The organism is Bradyrhizobium sp. LTSPM299 (assembly GCF_000938235.1).
Taxonomy (GTDB): Bacteria; Pseudomonadota; Alphaproteobacteria; order Rhizobiales; family Xanthobacteraceae; genus Bradyrhizobium.
This window is the reverse complement of sequence record NZ_JYMU01000018.1, coordinates 69,256-90,122: the sequence shown is the minus strand read 5'-3', so window position 1 is coordinate 90,122 and position 20,867 is coordinate 69,256. Positions and strand designations below refer to the sequence as shown.

At 63.6% G+C, this 20,867-nt stretch carries 19 protein-coding genes; 8 read left to right on the top strand and 11 right to left on the bottom strand.

What is annotated here, in order from left to right:
* Positions 1-967: 967 nt before the first annotated feature.
* Positions 968-1,354, top strand: a complete 387-nt coding sequence (locus UP10_RS44115; protein WP_156179814.1) for a hypothetical protein — start codon at positions 968-970, stop codon at positions 1,352-1,354.
* A 443-nt stretch (positions 1,355-1,797) separates the two neighbouring features.
* Here UP10_RS44115 and UP10_RS12655 read toward each other — a convergent pair whose 3' ends face one another.
* The gene (locus tag UP10_RS12655; RefSeq protein WP_044536364.1) at positions 1,798-1,986 is read right to left on the bottom strand and encodes a hypothetical protein; all 189 of its coding nucleotides are present in this window, start codon (positions 1,984-1,986) and stop codon (positions 1,798-1,800) included.
* Between the two features lie 570 nt (positions 1,987-2,556).
* Here UP10_RS12655 and UP10_RS12650 point away from each other — a divergent pair.
* Positions 2,557-2,757 (top strand): hypothetical protein, encoded by a 201-nt coding sequence (locus tag UP10_RS12650; protein WP_502692179.1) that lies wholly within the window; start codon positions 2,557-2,559, stop codon positions 2,755-2,757.
* Between the two features lie 12 nt (positions 2,758-2,769).
* On the opposite strand, the gene UP10_RS46620 is transcribed toward UP10_RS12650, so the two are convergent.
* Positions 2,770-3,333: a hypothetical protein gene (locus UP10_RS46620; protein WP_502692178.1), complete on the bottom strand. Its 564-nt coding sequence runs from the start codon at positions 3,331-3,333 to the stop codon at positions 2,770-2,772.
* Between the two features lie 792 nt (positions 3,334-4,125).
* Positions 4,126-4,434, bottom strand: coding sequence for a 50S ribosomal protein L28 (gene rpmB, locus UP10_RS12640; RefSeq protein WP_044587659.1), 309 nt, complete (start codon positions 4,432-4,434; stop codon positions 4,126-4,128).
* Between the two features lie 395 nt (positions 4,435-4,829).
* Between rpmB and UP10_RS12630 the strand changes: the two genes are divergently transcribed.
* The 6 genes from UP10_RS12630 to UP10_RS12605 all read left to right on the top strand — a co-directional run bounded on the left by UP10_RS12630 (position 4,830) and on the right by UP10_RS12605 (position 12,390).
* The gene (locus UP10_RS12630; protein ID WP_502692177.1) at positions 4,830-5,681 is read left to right on the top strand and encodes a DUF3108 domain-containing protein; all 852 of its coding nucleotides are present in this window, start codon (positions 4,830-4,832) and stop codon (positions 5,679-5,681) included.
* Between the two features lie 593 nt (positions 5,682-6,274).
* A complete protein-coding gene (locus tag UP10_RS12625) occupies positions 6,275-9,763 on the top strand; it encodes a helicase-related protein (RefSeq protein WP_044587656.1) in 3,489 nt (1,162 codons plus the stop codon).
* A gap of 9 nt (positions 9,764-9,772) precedes the next feature.
* Positions 9,773-10,057, top strand: coding sequence for an RNA-binding S4 domain-containing protein (locus tag UP10_RS12620; RefSeq protein WP_044587655.1), 285 nt, complete (start codon positions 9,773-9,775; stop codon positions 10,055-10,057).
* Between the two features lie 188 nt (positions 10,058-10,245).
* Positions 10,246-10,584 (top strand): ferredoxin FdxA, encoded by a 339-nt coding sequence (gene fdxA, locus UP10_RS12615; RefSeq protein ID WP_044536374.1) that lies wholly within the window; start codon positions 10,246-10,248, stop codon positions 10,582-10,584.
* Between the two features lie 419 nt (positions 10,585-11,003).
* Positions 11,004-11,840 (top strand): CarD family transcriptional regulator, encoded by an 837-nt coding sequence (locus UP10_RS12610; RefSeq protein WP_082077077.1) that lies wholly within the window; start codon positions 11,004-11,006, stop codon positions 11,838-11,840.
* A gap of 130 nt (positions 11,841-11,970) precedes the next feature.
* Positions 11,971-12,390, top strand: a complete 420-nt coding sequence (locus UP10_RS12605; protein ID WP_044587654.1) for a RidA family protein — start codon at positions 11,971-11,973, stop codon at positions 12,388-12,390.
* Here the strand turns inward: UP10_RS12605 and UP10_RS12600 are convergent.
* The 8 genes from UP10_RS12600 to cyoB all read right to left on the bottom strand — a co-directional run bounded on the left by UP10_RS12600 (position 12,387) and on the right by cyoB (position 20,867).
* Positions 12,387-13,040 (bottom strand): DUF1543 domain-containing protein, encoded by a 654-nt coding sequence (locus tag UP10_RS12600; protein ID WP_245321720.1) that lies wholly within the window; start codon positions 13,038-13,040, stop codon positions 12,387-12,389. The genes UP10_RS12605 and UP10_RS12600 overlap by 4 nt on opposite strands.
* Before the next feature lie 5 nt (positions 13,041-13,045).
* Positions 13,046-14,809 carry a cytochrome c biogenesis protein DipZ gene (locus UP10_RS12595; protein ID WP_044587653.1) on the bottom strand — a complete coding sequence of 588 codons (1,764 nt, stop codon included), beginning with the start codon at positions 14,807-14,809 and terminating at the stop codon, positions 13,046-13,048.
* A gap of 329 nt (positions 14,810-15,138) precedes the next feature.
* Positions 15,139-15,675 (bottom strand): response regulator transcription factor, encoded by a 537-nt coding sequence (locus tag UP10_RS12590; protein ID WP_044587652.1) that lies wholly within the window; start codon positions 15,673-15,675, stop codon positions 15,139-15,141.
* On the bottom strand, positions 15,665-16,996 hold the full coding sequence (locus UP10_RS12585; protein WP_044587720.1) for an ATP-binding protein: 1,332 nt from the start codon (positions 16,994-16,996) through the stop codon (positions 15,665-15,667). The genes UP10_RS12590 and UP10_RS12585 overlap by 11 nt, the downstream gene beginning before the upstream one ends.
* Positions 16,997-17,024: 28 nt before the next feature.
* Positions 17,025-17,831: an SURF1 family protein gene (locus tag UP10_RS12580; RefSeq protein ID WP_044587719.1), complete on the bottom strand. Its 807-nt coding sequence runs from the start codon at positions 17,829-17,831 to the stop codon at positions 17,025-17,027.
* A 26-nt stretch (positions 17,832-17,857) separates the two neighbouring features.
* A complete protein-coding gene (gene cyoD / locus UP10_RS12575) occupies positions 17,858-18,241 on the bottom strand; it encodes a cytochrome o ubiquinol oxidase subunit IV (RefSeq protein ID WP_044587651.1) in 384 nt (127 codons plus the stop codon).
* A complete protein-coding gene (cyoC, locus tag UP10_RS12570) occupies positions 18,238-18,867 on the bottom strand; it encodes a cytochrome o ubiquinol oxidase subunit III (RefSeq protein WP_044587650.1) in 630 nt (209 codons plus the stop codon). Before cyoC ends, cyoD begins: the two co-directional genes overlap by 4 nt.
* Positions 18,864-20,867, bottom strand: a complete 2,004-nt coding sequence (cyoB, locus tag UP10_RS12565; RefSeq protein ID WP_044587649.1) for a cytochrome o ubiquinol oxidase subunit I — start codon at positions 20,865-20,867, stop codon at positions 18,864-18,866. Before cyoB ends, cyoC begins: the two co-directional genes overlap by 4 nt.

Sequence of the window (20,867 nt, the reverse complement as noted above, 5' to 3'; positions counted from 1 at the left end):
TCACGATGAGTTGTGCCGGCCGTGATATTCACGGCCCCTCTCCCGAATCGGAGGCGTGGTGTACTGCGTCGTTTGCGCACAAACAATTGGAAATGATCGCGTCCGATGCATGCGCCTCATGCGCGCGCAATGCCGTGAACAGCCCGGTTTTGTTAGGGTTTTCTTCACCGGGATCGCGGCGGTTTTTGTGCCTGCAACGGCGGCAGTTCGCAGCTCTGCCGTCATTATGAGCAACGTCAGCGAACTGTCTCGCGAGAGCGCCGCTAGCGACGACGCAATCCGTCTCTCCACGCGCGGCACGATAGAATGGATTGCTTCGCGCCTGCCTCCGCAGGGGCGCACTGCCAAAATATCGAAAACAACCCCATGCAAAGTAGCCGGCGGCTACCGGCGTTCGACACGAGCGCCCCTCGCCCGGACTATCGCATATGGCGTTTGCGGACTTCTGCAGCTGACGTTTCCACGTCGTCATGGCCGGGCTATGGGACGTGGCCGTAGCCACATGCGATTGCCCTGCCCGCAAGCGGGAGAGGTGCAGCCAGTCTGCCGTCCGACCGACTCAACCTGACCTCATCATGTTCAGGAGGCCGGTGGGCAGGGCCAGCCAGTCATCCGTCGTCAGGAGGCGGCGCGCAGAATGAATGCGGCGACGGTCAAAATTGACCAGTCAGGTCTGGCTGGATGTGATCGATTGCGACTGGAGTGCCGCGCAGGCCGCACTTGGCGCCGTTCCCCCAGATGGCCCCAGCGCTCGCCAGCCCCCGCGCTGGGGCCGTTCTGCTCACGCCTGGAACCAAACAGAACTCGGTGAGTCGATCCAAAGCTTAAATCGGCAGTCGCGATCTTCGCCGTCTCAATTCCGCGCCGAAGGGGGCCTAGCGATCGAGAGCCCGGCCGCGACCAACGAGAGCAGCCGTCAATGGGGGCGGCCTGAAAGGCACATGACGATGAAGATCAGAGAACATATTTGCCCGACGTGCATGGGAACGGGTTTCCCCGCCGTGAAGCAGCCGGTGCAGGAGAACCACAGAATCTATCCCGCCAAATGCACGTCATGTGGCGGCAAGGGGAAGATTGCGGACAAGGACTGAAGGCAACTTTACGCGTCGATCTCGCGGCGGGCGTGGCGTTTGGCTTTGAATTCGCAAACCATGCGATTGAGTTGCCAAAGCTCGACGTCGTGACCGTTGACGAGGTTTTCGGCGCGGCGCCTGGCGGCCTCGTCATTCTCGCAGAGGAAGTCGATACGCCGTCGGATCCGGCCCTGCGAACCTATGATGTAGGCGCGGTAGTCTTGCATCTGCGGCTCGCCATCAGCGGTCACGAAACCACCGCCTTACCGGGGTGCCTGTAATTGGCCATGAAGCCAGCCGTTTGCTTTCGGGGATTTCATTGAGTCAGCCAGACCGGCGACAAGCTGATGGATGTCGGTGCACACGGGGCATTGATAGGTGCGGACATCGAAGTCCCATGCGCCGTGCGTAATCCGAGCCAGCATGGTTGTTGTTCGACACGTCGGGCATAGCGGTTGCTGCAACATGGTGCGCGCCTCGATCGGACGAGAGCACGACAGAACTCTCGGTCACCGGCAGTGCCGTTACAGGCCGGTGATGCGACAAGTCTGGAACGGCCGAAGCTCCGCCGCTGTTCTGTTTTGCTCACTCTCGGAAGAGATTAACGATTTGGGCCGGGCCCCGAACGCGATAGGACCGCCGCTGGGGTTCTGCGCGGTCGCTATGGTCGTTCATTGCGATCCTCCCCCGTAGTTTACGAAGGGGAAGCGCCCGAAACGTTCATTTAGAACTGTATTTTCCGCATGTGGTCGAACCTGGCTATCTTGCGGTCTCGCTGCCAAAGCTCAACGTCGTGGCCGTCAATGAGCTGCTCAGCCTGTTCCATGGCCTCGGTATCATCGGCGCATTCAAGCGGAACAGCGGTGTGGAAATGGCCGTCTTGGCCGATGATGTAAGCTCGGTATTCCGGCATATGGCTCTCCCTTGGATCGGGCGGGAGTGCTACCGAACTCTCAGTCACCGATAGTGGCCATGGGGCGCGCGGCGATGGTCCTCATATAGATGCTTGTCATCATTCCTCAAGCCAGGCCCGCTATCGCTGAAAGCGAACATTCACCGCGCCGCAATCCTTGCTACGAACGCCGGCCAAGCCCTGGTTTCCTTTCGATCAGGCGAGCGAGGACGCTCAAAATCAGCCCAGGACACCTGAGGTTAAAGTGCGAACAATACCCGGCATGGTCGCACCGCGCGGCGATTGGTCGCCACCGAGGAACCAGCGCCGTGGCATCGACTTGATGCAACGGGTCGGTTTGCCGGCCTGCACGGCCTTGTATTCTCCTGCCCCCAAAGCCTTGGCCGTGCACTCCCGGGGGCGATCGCGGCGCCTGCCGCGCGCGATTTCCTTGTCCGCTGTGTTCACAAGTGCACCGTCACGCCGCGCCCTGCAGGTGTAGCTTCCAGCCATCACCGCGCGGACCTTGTGGCAGCTATCGGTGACTGAGAACGCCCGTTGCGCTCCCGCCTTTTCACGGAATGGAGCCGCGTGATGCAGATCAACCTTTCCAACCGCCGCCGCTCCGTCGAGCAGCATCTCGCGGACGAATCGATCCGCCTGCGCGACGAGGCCAACGCCATGCCTCCCGGCGTGGAGCGCGATCGCCTGATCCGCATGGCGCGCCGCGCCGAAACCGCGTCGCGCGTCAATGCATGGGTGGGATCGCCGGGATTGCAGCCGCCGAAGTGAGCGACCAAGCGATCAGGCCGCTTCGGTGACCACGCGTATCTTCAGCTGCATGCCGGTCTCGTCCTGCAAGGCCCTGATGACGCCGAGCAGGTTGTCGGCGGTCGGATTGCCGTCCGGCCCGAACATGCGCATCAGGCTCTTCGGCGGACGTCCCAGCACCTCGCCCAGCCGCTCAAAACCAACGGTCGCATTGATATAGGCCCGCAGCGCCGCGCGGCCGTCATCGGTTTCGCCGGCCAGCAGGGCCTGCATCGCCTCCTGGAACAGCGCCTTGCGAAACGCGGGCTCGCGCTCCGCCCGCGCCCGCACGGTGTCGCGAAAATTCCGGGTCAGTGGCATGGCCTTATCCTTCATTTGCGCTTTCGCGCCTTGTAGTCCCGCCAGCGGCGCAGTGCGGCTTCGATGTCGTTCTGCTGTGGTGCCGCCGCCGAGCAGGATCACCAGCACATTCCCGTCCCAGCCGAAATAGACGCGATAGCCCGGTCCGCGACTGATTCTGAGTTCGGCGGCTCCTTCGCCAATCGATTTGACGTTGGAGGTATTGCCGTCCGCGAGCCGTTCGATCGCGACCGTCACGCTCGCCGCCGCCTGCGCATCGAGATCGTCGAACCAGCGGCGGAATGGCCGCTTCCTTCCGAGACGTATTCTTCAATTCGGGTCATTTGGTATCATATATGTTACTATTATGCAATGGTGCATGATTGCGTCTTACGGGCAAATCGGACAATACCCTTCTCGAAGTCGGGCGCAGCAGGTGCAAGAGCTACGCAAGCCAATCGCTCTCAGTCATCGGCTGCATCGCTCGATGTTAAATAACTTCCTAATCACTCACATCTCGAAACATTTCCTCCAGCGAGTCGCGCTTCGATTTCGACTGCTGGAGGGGAGCGCTTACGGCGGGACTCTCCTCATATTGAGAGTACATTTCGTTCATCGCCGACCTTATGGCGTTCGAGAGCTCATTCATTATCTTCTCTTCGTTGGCGCCAAGCGCTGTGGCAAAATTTCCGACAGCTGTCTCGAACCGGTCAAAATAATCCTCCGGAGAGTACTCTCTGCTCCAAACGCGCCGTCTCGCCCCGCATCCCTGGTCGGAAGGAAGGTTTGAACAGCTCGGTTTGTTTGCTCTTCAACCAAGGCTACGCAAAGATCCTGAAAGGCCTTCCAGCCCAAGCGATGTATTTGGATTTCTTCCATGAAGAAACAAATATGCAAATGATGGGGGGAAATGACGTTGCTAAACAGTACCCGCGTTGGTTGCGTTCGCAAGCCGAATTGTTCTGGTTGATCCCAAACAAAAACGGCCGGGTCTTCCGACCCGGCCGCTCAAAACTCTCTCCGCGCTTTTCTGCGCCGCAGCTAGCTAAATCAGCTCGCCTTCTTCACAAACACCGGCTTGCCGACCTTCTTCTCGATCGCGCGCTTGAGATCGAGTGCGCGGGGCGAGAGCACGTCGGCCTTGGACTTGATCAGGAAGGCGTCGAGGCCGCCATTGTGGTCGACGCTCTTGAGCGCATTGGTCGAGACGCGCAGGCGCACGTTGCGGCCGAGTGCTTCCGAGATGAAGGTGACGTTGGCCAGGTTCGGCAGGAAGCGCCGCTTGGTCTTGATGTTGGAGTGGCTCACCTTGTGGCCCACTTGCGGGCCCTTGGCCGTCAGTTCGCAGCGCCGGGACATCTTAAAAATCCTTATTGCATCCCCGCATCAGGCGGCACGTGCGATCACGCGGCCCGCGCGGGGGTTTTGAATTCGCGTCCATTTTCCAGGAACCGCGGGTGTATAGGGGCAGATCGCCGGAGCGTCAAGGTTTTAGGCCGTTTCGACCCCGCGTCCCCCGGGGCCTGCGGCGTTCTTTTTTGACCCGTTTTCCTGCACCGCGAACCGGAAGGCCACTTCGCTTGAAAACGCCCTGTTCATAAGCCGTTGCAGCCACTTAACGTCAGATATAGCAACCATATAAAGGGCGTATTCGGCTGCCATTCTGGGTTCCATACAAGACGCGCGCGTTGTCCGGCCGATTTGACTGCCTAAATGGACACGACGCAGCGCCGAATAGCAGGACCGTCAGGTACGTGACCACCCCAATCGCCTTTTTGGCCCCGCTCGGGCGGCTGCTCGGCCTTTGCGCCGGCGCTTTCTTGCTGTTCGGCGCGCACCATGCGAGCGCCCAGGGGCGGCTCGACGCCCAGTATGAGGCGACGCTCGCCGGTATCCCGGTCGGCAAGGGCGCCTGGGCCATCGAAATCGGCGACGAGACGTTCTCGGCCTCGGCCCAGGGCGGCACCGCCGGGCTTCTGAAGGCGTTTTCCGGCGGCACCGGCACGGGGGCCTCGCAGGGGCGCGTCGTCAACGGCGCGCTGGCCGCCACCGCCTACACCGCGACCACCACCACTTCGAAGAAATCAGAAACCATCCGGATGGTGCTGGCCAACGGCAACATCAAGGATTTCGCGATCGAGCCGGAACCGCCGGTCGATGCCGACCGCATCCCGGTCACCGAAGCGCAGAAGAAGGGCGTGTTCGACCCGATGACCGGCTCGATGCTGCGCGCCCCCGGCAATGCCGACCTGATGAGCCCGGATGTCTGCCGCACCGGCGCCGGCGTGTTCGACGGGCGCATGCGCTACGATCTCAGGCTCGATTTCAAGCGGGTCGAGACCGTCAAGGCCGAGCACGGCTATCACGGCCCGGCGCTGGTCTGCGCGATCTATTTCGTGCCTGTTGCGGGCTACATCCCGGATCGCCCGGTCATCAAATACCTCGCCGCCCAGCGCAACATAGAGATCGCCTTCGTGCCGATCGCCGGCACCCGCATCCTGGTGCCGTTCCGCATGATGATCCCGACCCCGCTGGGTCCCGCGATGCTGGAAGCGACCTCGTTCGTGACCACGGCCGCCCCTCCGCGTGTGGCGAAGACGCAGTAGGGGATCTTCCCTTCTCCCCTTGTGGGAGAAGGTGGCGCGAAGCGCCGGATGAGGGGTTCTCTCCGCGGAGGCAGACCCCTCACCCGGCTTCGATGCTTCCGCATCGAATCCACCCTCTCCCACAAGGGGAGAGGGTACTTCGGAGGCGCTTCGCTTGCGTGCAACGAGACCACCGGAATCCAGTTGACTCTTGCCCGCTTCTGATTCGACTCGCTCGCATCTGGAATTTAACAAAATGGCACCCGTATCAGCCGCTTGTGGAGCCCTCGTAAACTTGATCTAGTGCCGCCGCATTGGAGTCCACGCGAGATGTTGCGGCGAACGGAACAGACTTGAAACGGAGTCACCGATTCGGCCGCGATTCGTTCCGGACTCGTTCCGATGTTTAAATCCGGCGCAGAGAGCGTCGCGTAATGGGACAAATTTGGCGCAGATGATGCCCACCATCGATCAGCTCAAGGTTTTCTCGTCATTGCGAGGAGCGAAGCGACGAAGCAATCCATATCTCCCGGTATGCCGCGCGATGGATTGCTTCGCTGTCGCTCGCAATGACGGCTGAAAGCGCCGGCCCATAAAAGAAACACCTGTAAAATATGGCTTTCTCACATTCGTTCGGACATGACCGCGCACCTGGCGCCGGCGTCACTGCCGTGCTTGGGCCGACCAACACCGGCAAGACGCATCTGGCGATCGAGCGGATGCTGGCGCATTCGTCGGGCCTGATCGGCCTGCCGCTGCGGCTGCTCGCGCGCGAGGTCTACAACAAGGCCGTCGCGCGCGTCGGCGTCGAAAATGTCGCGCTGATCACCGGCGAGGAGAAGATCAAGCCGAAGGCGCCGCGTTTCTGGGTTTCGACTGTGGAGGCGATGCCGCGCGATCTCGACGTCTCGTTCCTCGCGGTCGACGAGATCCAGATCGCCGCCGATCTCGAACGTGGCCACGTCTTCACCGACCGCATCCTCAACCGCCGCGGCCGCGACGAGACGCTGCTGCTGGGGGCTGCGACGATGCGCCCCATCATCGAACGGCTGCTGCCGGGCGCCTCTGTTGTCACGCGGCCGCGCCTGTCGCAGCTCGAATTCGCCGGCGACCGCAAGATCACGCGGCAACCGCGCAGGACCGCGATCGTCGCGTTCTCTGCGGACGAAGTCTACGCGATCGCCGAGCTGATCCGCCGCCAGCATGGCGGTGCGGCGGTGGTGCTGGGCTCGCTCTCGCCGCGCACACGCAATGCGCAGGTCGAGATGTTCCAGAACGGCGACGTCGATTATCTCGTCGCCACCGACGCTGTCGGCATGGGCCTCAATCTCGACGTCGATCACGTCGCCTTCGCCTCCGACCGCAAATATGACGGCTATCAGTTCCGCCGCCTGACGCCGTCGGAGTTTGCGCAAATTGCAGGCAGAGCAGGCCGCGCCACCCGCAACGGCACCTTCGGCACCACCGGCCGCTGTGCGCCGTTCGAGCCGGAGCTGGTCAACGCGCTGCAGAACCACACCTTCGACAGCGTGAAAATGCTGCAATGGCGGAATGCAAAACTCGATTTCGCCTCGCTCGGGGCGCTGCAGGTGTCGCTGGCGCTGCCGCCGGGCCATGAGGCGCTGACGCGGGCGCAGCCTGCGGAGGACCAGCGCGTGCTCGACCACGTCGCGCGCGACGGCGATGTGCGCGATATGGCGCATGGCAAAGCCGCCGTGGAGCGGCTGTGGGAGGCCTGCCAGGTTCCGGACTATCGAAAACTGGCACCGGCCGCCCATGCCGAACTCGTGACCACGCTCTATGGCTTCCTAATGCAAAAGGGGCGTATCCCCGGCGCGTGGTTTGCCGCCCAGATCGACCAGGCCAACCGCACCGACGGTGATATCGACACGCTGTCGGGCCGGATCGCGCAGATCCGGACCTGGACCTTCGTCGCCAACCGGCCGGACTGGCTGTCCGACCCGGATCACTGGCAGGGGACCACGCGGGAGCTCGAAAATAAATTATCCGATGCGCTGCATGAACGGCTCACGGAGCGTTTCGTTGACAGGCGGACCAGTGTATTGATGCGCCGCCTGCGGGAGAACTCAGTTTTGAATACGGAAATTGGCAAGACCGGCGAAGTGATCGTGGAAGGCCATGCCATTGGCCGCCTCGACGGTTTCACCTTTGCACCAGATGCGGCCGAAGCGGGCTCAGACGCCAAGGCGCTGCAGGCCGCAGCCCAGCAGGTTCTGGCGAAAGAGATCGACGCGCGTGCCGAGAAATTGAGCGCCGGCGCGGACGACCAGTTCGTGCTGACCTCCGACGGCACCATCCGCTGGACCGGCGACGCGGTGGCCAAGCTGGTCGCGGCCGAGGACGCGCTGCATCCGCGGCTGCGGATCATTTCCGACGAGCGGCTCAGCGGCGCACCGCGCGAGGCTGTGCAGACCCGGCTCGACCTCTGGCTCAAAACGCATATCGAAAAGCTGCTCGGGCCGCTGTTCGAATTGTCCAAGGCCGAGGATCTGCAGGGCATCGCGCGCGGCATCGCATTCCAGCTGGTGGAAGCGCTCGGCGTGCTCGAACGCGCGAAGATCTCGGCCGAGATGAAGGATCTCGACCAGCCGTCGCGCGCGACTTTGCGCAAATACGGCGTCCGCTTCGGCGCCTATCACATCTATTTCCCGCTGCTGCTGAAGCCCGCGGCGCGCTCGCTGGCGTCGCTGCTGTGGGCCGAAAAACAAAGCAATGTCGACATGGCTATCCTGTCGAACGTGCAGCATCTGGCCTCGAGCGGACGGACCTCGTTCCCGGTCGACAAGCAGCTCGCCCGCGACGCCTATCGCGTGCTCGGCTATCGCCAGTGCGGCGAGCGCGCGGTGCGCGTCGACATCCTGGAGCGGCTCGCCGATCTGATCCGCCCGGCGCTGTCCTGGCGCGAGACCAATCCCGGCGACAAGCCCGCCGGCGCGTTCGACGGCCGCGGCTTCGTCGTCACGCAGGCGATGACCTCGCTGACCGGATCGGCCGGCGAGGATTTCGCCTCGATCCTGCGCGCGCTCGGCTATCGCATGGACCGCCGCCCGCCACTGCCGCCGAAGCCGGTTGAGGCTGTCACGGTCGAGGCCACCGAGACCGTCGCCGCCGAGGCGCTGCCCGCCGAGGCGAGCGCGGACGCTGTTGTGGATGCCTCGGTCGATGCTGGTCCCGAGGCCGTCGCCGACGCGCCGGAGGCGGAAGCTGCCACCGATATGGAGGTTTCCGGCGATCCTGCGCCGTCAGCCGCGCTGCTGCCCGATGTCGGCTTCGCGCCGGTCGCCGCGCCCGAGGAGACGCCCGTCGTCGTCGAGGCGCAGTCCGAGCCCGTGGCTGAGGCTGTGCCCGAGCCCGTCGCCGAGGAAGCGCCTGCGGCCGAGGAGGCTGCTGCTGCCGATGCCCCGGCGGAAGCCGCCGCTGAAGCGCCTGCCGAGACCGCAACGACCGAAGCTGCTGCCGCCGAAGCCGCATCTGAGGCCGCGCCCGAGGCGCCGGCCGAGCCGCAACTGGTCGATGTCTGGCGCCCCGGCGGCCGCTCCGACGAGCATCGTCCGCGCCAGCACGACCGCAACCGCGATCGCAATCGCGGCCGTCACCAGGGCAAGCCCGCCGAGGGCGGCGCGCCAGCCGCCGCGGCAGGCGAAGCGGCCCCGGGCGAGAAGCGCGAGCATCATCGCCGTCCGCGCCGTCACCAGGATTTCCGCGTGCCGCCGCGTGAGGGCGCGCCTGCCGAGGCGGGCGCTGCACCCGCCGCGCCCGTTGACGGCGCACCGGCACCTGCACCTGATAACCGAGGCGACCGTGGTCCGCGCCGCGAGCGCTTCGAGGGCAAGGGACGCGATCGCGACAATGATCGTCCGAAGAAATTCGGCGGCGATCGCAACAAGGGCGGCGATCGTGATCGTGGCGGCCGCGATTTCGGCCGTGACAAGGGCGGACGCGACAAGGGCGGGCCGTCGCATCGGCCCTACGCCTCCAGTGCGGCGCCGCCGCGCGAGCGCGACCGGCCGATCGATCCGAACTCGCCATTCGCCAAGCTCGCCGCGCTGAAGGAACAGCTCGCGGGCAACCGCAAGGATTGATTATCTCGATTGGATCGGCAGCGTCTCGACAAATGGCTGTGGCACGCGCGGGTCGTGAAGGCCCGCACCAGTGCCGCTGAGTTGGTCGAGAAAGGCCATGTCCGCATCAACGGCACGCGTGAGAAATCGCCGGGGCATGCGGTCAAGCTCGGCGACGTCGTCACCGTCGCGCTCGACAACAGCGTCCGCGTGCTGAAAGTCGTGGGCTTTGCCGAGCGGCGCGGCGATGCGTCTGCGGCGCGCGAACTCTACGAGGATTTGCAAGGGCGCAATTTGCAAGCCGGTAAGGAGTAGTTATCTCAGCCTTGCCAAGTGCATGATCCGGAAAAGTGGCCCCGGTTTTCCGACAAGATCATGCGCCATACCAAAGCCGGCGGGCAGGGACGCCGGAATGCCCGGTTTTTCGCAGCCCGCTTCCCTTGCGGCTGCGGTATTCCTGGGCTAGGCAACCCCTGAATTAGTTGACCGTTTCGGAGTTTTGGATGACCTACGTCGTCACTGAAGCCTGCATCAAGTGCAAATATACCGACTGCGTTGAGGTCTGCCCCGTCGACTGCTTCTACGAGGGCGAGAACATGCTCGTCATCCATCCGGACGAATGCATCGATTGCGGCGTGTGCGAGCCGGAATGCCCGGCCGACGCGATCAAGCCGGACACCGAGCCGGGCTTGGAGAAGTGGCTCGAGGTCAACACCGAATACGCCAAGAGCTGGCCGAACATCACCCAGAAGAAGGACTCGCCCGAGGACGCCAAGGAGTGGGAAGGCAAGGAAGGCAAGTTCGAGAAATATTTTTCTGCGAATCCGGGTTCAGGCGACTGATTCGCTACCCCGCGCGAAAAGGGCGGGCTGCGGCGCGTTCCGGCCCCTGCAGACCTCTGATCGGCCTGCCAGTTTAACCCTAATGACGGACATATGACCGAATGGTCTATGGATAGGTCCGGAATCGGGCGTAAATCATTGATTTTTGCGGAAAATGTGCTATATTGGGCACATTACAAGCCAAGAACTCGCTGCCATGCGTACCTTGTGGCTTCGAGGTTCCCGCAAACATCGAACAGGGGCGTGGCAGTTTCCGCGCGCAGGCTGTGTCACAGAAAACGCGTAAAAAGAGTGCTTCTAAGACCACGAAAAAAGCCGCTGTCGTTGCTCGCAGCGCAACCAAGGGCCGTGCCAAGGCGTCCGTGAAGGTCGCCAAGAAGGCCCCGGCCGCAAAGTCCTCAAAGAACAAAAGAAGCCTGATGCCAGACAAGACTGCCAAGACTGCCGCGAAAGCGACAGCTGCGAAGCCCGCTGCCGCGAAGGTCGCCCCCAAGGCTCCCGTTATCAAGCCTGCCGTTGCCAAGGCTCCTGTTGCCAAGCCTTCCGTAGCCAAGCCCGTTGCCGCTGCGCCGAAGTCTGCTGCCCCCGTCGTCGCTCCGAAGGTTGCCGCCAAGCCGGTGGCTGCGCCCCGTGTCGAGGAGCCGAAGAAGGTCGTGACCCAGCGTCAGGGCTTCAAGGCCAACGAATTCGTCGTCTATCCGGCTCACGGCGTCGGCCAGATCCTGGCGATCGAGGAGCAGGAGATCGCGGGCGCCAAGCTCGAGCTGTTCGTGATCAATTTCATGAAGGACAAGATGACGCTGCGCGTCCCGACGGCGAAGGTCGCCAATGTCGGCATGCGCAAGCTGTCGGACCCGGCGCTGGTCAAGCGGGCGCTGGAGACTTTGAAGGGCCGCGCCCGCGTCAAGCGCACCATGTGGTCGCGCCGCGCCCAGGAATACGAAGCCAAGATCAACTCGGGCGACATCGTCGCGATCGCCGAAGTGGTCCGCGATCTCTATCGCTCGGAATCACAGCCCGAACAGTCCTACAGCGAACGCCAGCTTTACGAAGCCGCGCTCGACCGCCTGTCGCGCGAAATCGCCGTGGTCCAGCACTCGACCGAGACCGAAGCGGTCAAGGAAATCGAAAGCCAGCTCGCCAAGAGCCCGCGCCGCGGCGCCAAGGCCGAAGCCGGTGAAGGCGATGCCGAGGGCGAAGCCGAAGGTGAGGATGCCGACGGCGACGACACCGCGGTGGCCGACGAAGCCGCCTGAAAGGGTTCGACGGATTAAAAACAAAAGCCCGGTCGCCAGACCGGGCTTTTTGCTTTGGCGGGCCTCTTATTTTGCAGTGAGGTCTCTGAGATAATTAGCCCGGCGTCGCGGTCGCAACACGGAGATGATTATGTCGAAGCCGTCGAAGGAATTCATTAGCCCGAAGACCCTGATAGCGCCGGCAGCGGCCGTGTATTCGCACATCGCCAAGGTCAATCGCGGAACGATTGTCTATATTTCCGGCCAGGTCCCGAGCGACGCGTCCGGCAAGATCATTGGCGAGGGCCATTTCGAGGCACAGGTTGAGCAGGTCTTCGCCAATCTCAAGATTGCAGTCGAAGCCGCCGGCGGCGTGATGGCCGATATCGTCAAGCTGAACTACTTCCTCGCTGCCGAGGTCGATCAGGCCGACGTGCCGAAAATGCGTCCGATACGCGATCGCTATCTCAATGTTGCCAAGCCGCCGGCCAGTACGTTTGTTGTCGTGAGCCGCCTGATGCGGCCGGGATGGCTGATCGAGATCGAGGCGGTTGCTGCAATTGACGACTAAGCTAACCGCTGGTCGGTGGCCGCGACCCTTCGGAGCGTGGGGAGGCGCAGCGGCTCATTCGGGCAGGCGCCGCCGCGAATATCGCTCTTGGCTGACAGCCGCGACTCATGACAACCGGAGATTGAGACGGCTACGTGGCCGGCGATCAACCGATCGGCACGTAGCCACACGAGAACTCGAACGGCTTGCCTGAGTGCAGCCTTGCTCAGTCGCAGCGAATAGCCGCGCCGCTCCATGGCCGCGCTGATGTCGACCGCTTTCTCGATCTCGAACAGTCTGTCCTTGTGAGGAAGATTCCAGCCCTCGATCAACGTGAGCGCCCTGGCCTTGGCTGCGGGTGCGTCGGAGGCAACGAGGAGCACATTGCGGTGCAATTCGCTGAATTGCTTAGGGTCATAGCCGCCAAGATTGACGAAGAAGAGCCGACCGGCCGCAGCTGCCGGCTCCCTGGTCAGGGATACGTCGTATCCATCCGCTTGATTGATTTCGCCCCAACAGTCCAAATGCAGGCTTTTCGGGTCTCCCCACCACTGGGCGCGCAAATCGTCGTAGCAATCCTCGATGGATTGTCCGACCGAGAAACGTACATCGTGCAGTTCGACATTGGAGTTCTGGCAGTCGCCGCCGATATAGAACATGAACAGCTTCATGCGCGTTACCCGAAGGTGAATGCGTAGGCGTTCACGCCGGCGTCGAGGAAGCGGATCTCGAACGTGTGGTCGGCGACCGCACCGGTGTTGCGGATCAGTTGATAGAGCCGCTGCCCGGTCACGACGCCGTTGCCGTCGGCATCTGTATCGACGCCATGCGCGTCAGTCGGCGGCTTGCCGTCGATCGTGACGCGGAAGCGGATCGGCTTTCCGTCGGGCGCCGGACCGAGCACCAGATGCAGGTCGCGCGCATGGAAGCGGTAGACGATGCTGCCGCCTGACACGTTGAGCATCGCCCGTTCGTCGCCGATGGTCCAGTTGCCGGTCAGCGACCAGTCGTTGAGCGTGGGCGTTCCTGCCGCGTAGGTGTTGTCCTTGTCCTGGACCACGCCGCCCGGCGAGACGAAACGGTCGATCCTGTTGTAACCGACATAGGTCTCCGGCGAGTTGACCTGATCCGAGATGGAAGCAGCTTCCGCGCCGGACGCATTCACGGCGACGATGCCGTTCGGAACGTCGGTGTTGCCGGCCTCGTTAAGCAGTTGCTGGATGATCCGTTCGGACTCGTCGTACTCGCCTTCGCCGAAATGGTGGTGGCGAATTTTGCCGGCGGCATCGATGAAATAATGCGCCGGCCAGTATTCGTTCTCGAAGGCCCGCCAGATCGCGTATTCGTTGTCGATCGCGACGGGATAGCCGATTTTGAGTGTCGCGATCGCCGCGCGCACATTGTCGGCATTGCGCTCGAAGGCGAACTCCGGCGCGTGCACGCCGATCACCACGAGCCCGTGGTCGCGATATTTCTCAGCCCAGGCGCGGATGTAAGGGATCGAGCGCAGGCAATTGATGCAGGAATAGGTCCAGAAGTCGACCAGCACGACCTTGCCCTTGAGGCCTTCGGTCGTCAGTGGCGGCGAGTTCAGCCATTGGGTGGCGCCGTCGAGTGCCGGTGCCGGCCCTTCGGAGGGCAGCGCCTGCGTCTCGCTGGGCTTGCCCTGCATGGTCATCGTCATCGACGGCCTGCCGGTCATCGCCGTGGTGTTCTCGCGCGGTCGCAATTTGTCGAGCAGGCCCTGCTCAAGCGAGTTGGTGCCTGCAACCGAGAGATTGGTTAGCAGCCCGGTGTCGAGGCCGAGCGCGATCGCGCCGACGCCGACCAGCACCGCAGCTCCAAGCCCGCGCCTGGTCCATTCCCCTGTAACGATCGAGCGCTTCATCGCCGCGAAGACGCGACCGCCGATCAGGAGTGCCAGCGCCAGCGACGTCGCCGCGCCGGCGGCGTAGGCCAGCAGCAGCAGGGTGGTCTGGAAATTGGCGCCCTTCAGCGCGGCGCCGGTGAGGATCAGGCCGAGCACGGGCCCTGCGCAAGGCGCCCACAGGAAGCCGGTCGCGACGCCGAGCAGCAGCGGGGTGAGGAACGCGCGCTCGCATCCCTGTCCTGCGCTCTCCGTCAGCCGCGCGCCGACCGACACCAGCGGACGCATCAGGCGATCCGCAAGGGACGGAAACAGCAGCGTCAGGCCGAACAGCGCGAGCAGCACCAGCGCGACGCTCCGGCCATATTGATTGGCCGACACGACCCAGCCGCCGGCGACGGACGCCAAGGTTGCTACGACGGCAAAGGAGAGCGCCATGCCGATCAGCATCGGCAGGCCGTTGCTCAGGAACGGCCGGTCGGCGCGCGCCAGCACGAACGGAATCACCGGCAGGATGCAGGGGCTGACGATGGTCAGCACGCCTGCGAGGTAGGCGAGCAGGGGCAGGATCATGGGTGTGTCCGTTCGGCGGCTGGTCGCGACTCGGCCGCTTTATATCGGTAATTATATAACGGTCCAGTAGCCGACGCCGATGCCTTATCTGTCCGGTGCGCAGACAGCGGCATAATCGCGGATATGTGAAGTCTGTAGCCTGGATGAAGCCAACGGGTCGCGCGAATGCGCGCCCGATGACAGACTCCGCGAAATCCCGGGCCGGCGCATCCGCAGCTATAGCTCGCGCCCATTCACCACCGTCGTCCCTGCTCCCGTGCGCAATTGCGCACTAGGCAGGGACGACGCGCCGAGAGATCGCGCAATAGGCTACGCAGCGCCGATGACGCCTACTTCACCCGCTGCTTCTCCAGCTTCCGCGCCAAGGTCCGCCGGTGCATGCCGAGCCGCCGCGCCGCCTCGGAGATGTTGAAATCGGTCTCGATCAGGGTCTGGTGGATGCGTTCCCATTCCAGCGTCTTGATCGAGGTCGGACGGGCGCCGAGCGCGATGTCGGCATTCCCCGCGGCTTTCTGGAACGCGGCTTCGATGTCGTCGGTGTTCGACGGCTTTGCCAGATAGTGGCAGGCGCCGAGCTTGATTGCCTCGACCGCGGTCGCGATGCTGGCAAAGCCCGTCAGCACCACGATCAGCATCTCCGGATCATGGGCATGCAACGCTTCGACGCAAGCCAAGCCCGAGGCACCGCCGGCGAGCTTGAGGTCGACGACGGCGTAGCCGGGCAACTGCGCGTCCATGAGGTGACGGACCTCGTCGAGCGATGTTGCGACGACGACGCCGTAGCCGCGGCGCTCGAACGAGCGTTTCAGCGTGCGGGCGAAGCCGGCATCGTCCTCGACGATCAGGAGCTGGCGGTCATCCGTCAAGGCCATCTCCGATCGCAAGCGTCGACAGCGGCAGCTCGAGCCGGACCGAGGCGCCGATATCCGGCCGGTTGCATGCCGTCACCACGCCACCAAGCTTGCGCACGACGTTGACGACCAGGAACAGGCCGAGGCCGCTGCCCGGGCTGCCCTTGGTCGACTGGTAGGGTTTTCCGACATGCGGCAGCATCTCGCGCGGAAAGCCGGGCCCGCGATCGGTCACCGACAGCACCAGCGTATCGGCCTTGCGTTCGGCCATCAGCTCGATCCAGTCGCGCGAGACCTCGGCGGCATTGTCGAGCACGTTGAAGATCGCCTGCTTGAGCGCGATGTCGGAGACCACAGAGAGGTCCGCGCCGAACGCGTTGCGGAAGTACAGCGTGGCCGACGGCCGCGTGGTCCGCCATTCGTCGACCAAGGCGGTCAGGAAGGCCGCGACCGTGGTCGGCGCGGAGCCTTCGCCGCGCGCTTGGCCGGCCGACAGCAGGATGCCGGTCACGATCGATTTGCAGCGCTGCAGCGAGGTCTCCATCTCGCCGAGATCGTGCGACAATTCAGGATCGGAGGCGAACGCCGGCATCCGGCGCCAGTCGTTCAGGATCACCGACAGCGACGACAGCGGCGTGCCGAGCTCGTGCGCCGCGCCCGACGCCAGCAAGCCCATCCTGACGATGTGATCCTGCTCGGCGGCATGCTGGCGCAGCGCGGCGAGATGCGCGTCGCGCTCGCGCAGGTTCCGGTTGATGCGGGTGACGAACACCACGAGCAGCACGGCATCAAGCACGAATCCGATAAACATGCCGGCAAGATACAGGCTGAAGTGGTCGTAGAAGTCGTACAGCGGCACTCCCAGCGGCCGATAGGCGACGGTCAGCCAGACGAAGCTGAAGCAGGCGAGCGCCACCAGCGACCAGATCGACCGTGTGTCGAGCAAGACAGCACCGAGCGTCACCTGCAGCAGAAACAGTGAGGTGAACGGGTTGGTCGCTCCGCCGCTCAGATAGAGCTGGGCGGTCAGGGCAGCGACGTCGAGCATCAGTGCGAGCAAGAGCCCGCGCCTGCCGATCCCGGCGCGGTCGTGTACCCAGATCATGCTCGCGATGTTGAGCGTGACCAGCGCGCCGATCACGGCCACCATGGCGGCCAGCGGCAAGGCAATGCCGAGCCACAATTCGACAAAGGCGATCGTCACGATCTGGCCGATCACCGCCGTCCAGCGCAGCTGGATCAGCAGCGCCATGTTCTTGCGATTGACGGCGTCGTTGGTCGGCAGCGTAGCGAGGTCGAACGGCGTGCCCGTGGGCACGCTGCCGGCTGGTGGCATCACGATGCCGCCTGGTGCTGCTTCCCCGTCATGCAGATCCGATGTGCGCTCGAGCATCTGGGCCTGTGGTGCGAGACAGATTGCGTGCTGCGCCGATCAGGCCGCGCGCGGCGGCGCGCCGTGGGTCCCGCGTTGGGTCGGTACCGCCGGCGCGACCCCTGCCGCTGATGACGCGCCGGAGCGCAGCCGCCAGCATAAAGGCCAGCGCGAACCATGTCAGCGCGTAAATCAGGTGATTGTTTGGAAACCGGACAATCGTGAGGCCGCCGACCGGGTATCCGCCGGGGCTTTGGACAGCGTCGGCGTCAATGAAGAAGGGGGCTGTCTGCGGCAATCCGTGCACGGCGGCGATCGCGGCGACGTCGCGCGAGAACCAGCGGCCGGCCGCAGGGTCGTTGTTGCGCAGGAAACCTCCTTTGGGCTCGGACATCCGCAGCAGGCCGGCGACGCTTACCGTGCCCTGCGGGTCGCCCTCGCGCCGGGTCGCGGGATCGCGCCTGTCAGGCGGGACGAAGCCGCGGTTGACCAGCACGGTGGTTCCGTCAGCCGTCAGCAGCGGGGTCAGCACCCAGAAGCCGGGACCATCCGATGTCACGGCCTGTACCAGCGTCTCGGCGGCATGCAGGAAGGTGCCGCTGACGGTGACGCGGCGGTATTCGTCGCTCGCCACCGTGATCTTGGGCCATGATTGCGGTGCGGGTATCGCGGCCGGCGCGGCATGGATGCGCGCCTCGACCCGCTCGATCAGCGCCAGCTTCCAGGTCCGCCGCTCGATCTGCCAGACACCGAGCGCGGTCAGTACCACCACGCCCAGCATGCCGAGCGTGAGCAGCAGCAGCGAGGGCCTGGAGGAGCGGATCGTCACGGCACCTGGCTCATGTCGTGCATCGGCATCATGTTGGTGTTGAGGTGATGCATGACCCACAGCGAACCGGTCAGCGCGATCACCACCATGATCACGGTGAAGATCAGCGCCATCATGGTCCAGCCGTTCTCGGACCGGGTGTTCATGTGCAGGAAGTAGACCATGTGCACGACGATCTGCACGGCGGCGAACACCAGCACGATCAGCGCGGTGACCTGCTTGTCGCCCAATACGCCTGTCATCACCAGCCAGAACGGGATCGCGGTCAGGACGACGGAAAGGCCGAAGCCGATCAGATAGCTCTTCAGCGACCCGTGCGAGGCCGCATCATGGGCGTGATCGCTGCTTTGGGGGTGCAGGGCATGAGAGTCTGTTGTCATCGCAGCATTCCCAGGAGATAGACAAAGGTGAAGACGCCGATCCAGACCACGTCGAGGAAGTGCCAGAACATCGACAGGCACATCAGCCGGCGCCGGTTGGCCTCGATCAGGCCGAAACGGGCGACCTGCGTCATCAGCGTCACCAGCCAGATCAGGCCGCAGGTGACGTGCAGGCCGTGGGTGCCGACCAGGGTGAAGAAGGACGACAGGAAGGCGCTGCGCTGCGGCGTCGCGCCCTCATGGATCATGTGGGCGAATTCGGTCAGCTCGATGCCGATAAAAGCGAGGCCGAACAGTCCGGTGATCGCGAGCCAGGCTTGCGTCGCGCGAACCTGCGACTTCTCCATCGTCAGCATGGCGAAGCCGTAGGTGATCGACGACAGCAGCAGCATCGTGGTGTTGAGCGCGACGAGCTTGAGGTCGAACAGGTCCTTCGGCGCCGGACCGGCGGCGTAGTTGCCGCCGAGCACGCCATAGGTCGCAAACAGGATCGCGAAGATGAGGCAATCGCTCATCAGATAGAGCCAGAAGCCCAGCATGGTGCTGGTGCCTTCGGGGTGCTCATGCTCGTCGATCAGGTGGAAGACCGGCTCGGAATTCTGCGTTGGCGCGACAGCAATGGTCATGACTTGGCTCCCGCGGCGAGCATCTGCGTGCGCGCGTCCTCGGCCCGCACCACCTGATCTGCCGCGATGTGGAAGTCGCGGTGATAGTTGAAGGTGTGGCCGATCGCGACAGTGAGCAGGGCAATGAAGCTGACGGCAGCGAGCCACCAGATGTACCAGATCAGGCCGAACCCCATCGCGGTGGCGAGGCCGGCGAGGATGATGCCCGTTCCGGTATTGCTGGGCATGTGGATCGGCTTGAAGCCGGTCAGCGGACGCTGGTAGCCGCGGCGCTTCATGTCCCACCAGGCGTCGGTGTCATGGACAACGGGTGTGAAGGCGAAATTGTAGTCCGGCGGCGGCGATGAGGTCGCCCATTCCAGCGTCCGCGCGTTCCAGGGATCGCCGGTAAGGTCGCGCAACTGCTCGCGTTTGAGAATGCTGACCGCGAACTGCACCAGCATCGACATGATGCCGAGCAGGACCAGGAACGCGCCGATGCCGGCGAGGATGAACCAGATCTGCAGGGAGGGATCGTCGAACACGCGCAAGCGCCGGGTGACACCCATCAGACCGAGCACATAAAGCGGCATGAAGGCGAGGTAGAAGCCGGTGACCCAGAACCAGAACGACAGCTTGCCCCAGAACGGATCGAGCTTGAAGCCGAACGCCTTCGGGAACCAGTAGTTGATGCCGGCGAACAGGCCGAACAGCACGCCGCCGATGATCACGTTATGGAAATGCGCGACCAGGAACAGGCTGTTATGCAGCACGAAGTCGGCCGGCGGCACCGCCAGCAGCACGCCGGTCATGCCGCCGATCACGAAGGTCAGCATGAAGGCGATCGTCCACATCATCGGCAGCTCGAAGCGGATGCGGCCGCGATACATCGTGAACAGCCAGTTGAACATCTTCGCGCCCGTCGGGATCGAGATGATCATGGTGGTGATGCCGAAGAACGAGTTCACGCTGGCGCCGGAGCCCATCGTGAAGAAATGATGCAGCCACACGAGATAAGAGAGGATGGTGATGACGACGGTCGCGTAGACCATCGAGGTGTAGCCGAACAGCCGCTTGCCCGAGAACGTCGAGGTCACCTCGGAGAAGATGCCGAACGCGGGGAGGATCAGGATGTAGACTTCGGGATGGCCCCAGATCCAGATCAGGTTCACGTACATCATCGGGTTGCCGCCGAAGTCGTTCGTGAAGAAGTTGGTGCCAACGTAACGGTCGAGCGACAGCAGCGCCAGCACGACTGTCAGCACCGGGAAGGAGGCGACGATCAGGACGTTGGTGCAGAGCGAGGTCCAGGTGAACACCGGCATCTTCATCATCGTCATGCCCGGCGCGCGCAGCTTGACGATGGTGCAGATCAAATTGATGCCCGACAACGTCGTGCCGACGCCGGCGACCTGCAATCCCCATACGTAATAGTCGACGCCGACATCGGGACTGTAGCCGAGGTTCGACAGCGGCGGATAGGCGAGCCAGCCGGTGCGGGCGAACTCGCCGATGAACAGCGACAGCATCACCAGCACGCCGCCGCCGACCGTCATCCAGAAGCTGAAATTGTTGAGGAACGGGAACGAGACGTCGCGGGCGCCGATCTGCAGCGGCACCACATAGTTCATCAACCCCGTCACCAGCGGCATTGCGACGAAGAAGATCATGATCACGCCATGCGCGGTGAAGACCTGGTCGTAGTGATGCGCGGGGAGGAACCCCTCGGAGCCGTTGAAGGCGATCGCCTGCTGCAGGCGCATCATCAGCGCGTCGGCGAAGCCGCGCAGCAGCATCGCGATGCCGAGGATCATGTACATGATGCCGATGCGCTTGTGGTCGACGGTGGTGAACCATTCGCGCCACAGATAGGTCCACAGCCGGAAGTAAGTCACGACGGCGAACAGCGCGAGGCCGCCGGTGGCGACCACCGCGAAGGTGCCGACCAGGATCGGTTCGTGCAGCGGCAGCGATTCGATGGAGAGGCGGCCGAAGATCGCCTTGATGATGTCGGGGTTCAT

Bases quoted from the DNA above. Each gene is read 5' to 3' on its own strand.
- fdxA (WP_044536374.1), top strand. From the start codon at position 10,246: ATGACCTACGTCGTCACTGAAGCCTGCATCAAGTGCAAATATACCGAC.
- rpmB (WP_044587659.1), bottom strand. From the start codon at position 4,434: ATGTCCCGGCGCTGCGAACTGACGGCCAAGGGCCCGCAAGTGGGCCAC.
- UP10_RS12610 (WP_082077077.1), top strand. From the start codon at position 11,004: ATGCCAGACAAGACTGCCAAGACTGCCGCGAAAGCGACAGCTGCGAAG.
- UP10_RS12600 (WP_245321720.1), bottom strand. From the start codon at position 13,040: ATGAAGCTGTTCATGTTCTATATCGGCGGCGACTGCCAGAACTCCAAT.
- UP10_RS12655 (WP_044536364.1), bottom strand. From the start codon at position 1,986: ATGCCGGAATACCGAGCTTACATCATCGGCCAAGACGGCCATTTCCAC.
- cyoD (WP_044587651.1), bottom strand. From the start codon at position 18,241: ATGACAACAGACTCTCATGCCCTGCACCCCCAAAGCAGCGATCACGCC.
- cyoB (WP_044587649.1), bottom strand. From the start codon at position 20,867: ATGAACCCCGACATCATCAAGGCGATCTTCGGCCGCCTCTCCATCGAA.
- UP10_RS12595 (WP_044587653.1), bottom strand. From the start codon at position 14,809: ATGATCCTGCCCCTGCTCGCCTACCTCGCAGGCGTGCTGACCATCGTC.
- UP10_RS12625 (WP_044587656.1), top strand. From the start codon at position 6,275: ATGGCTTTCTCACATTCGTTCGGACATGACCGCGCACCTGGCGCCGGC.
- UP10_RS12605 (WP_044587654.1), top strand. From the start codon at position 11,971: ATGTCGAAGCCGTCGAAGGAATTCATTAGCCCGAAGACCCTGATAGCG.
- UP10_RS12585 (WP_044587720.1), bottom strand. From the start codon at position 16,996: ATGCCACCAGCCGGCAGCGTGCCCACGGGCACGCCGTTCGACCTCGCT.
- cyoC (WP_044587650.1), bottom strand. From the start codon at position 18,867: ATGACCATTGCTGTCGCGCCAACGCAGAATTCCGAGCCGGTCTTCCAC.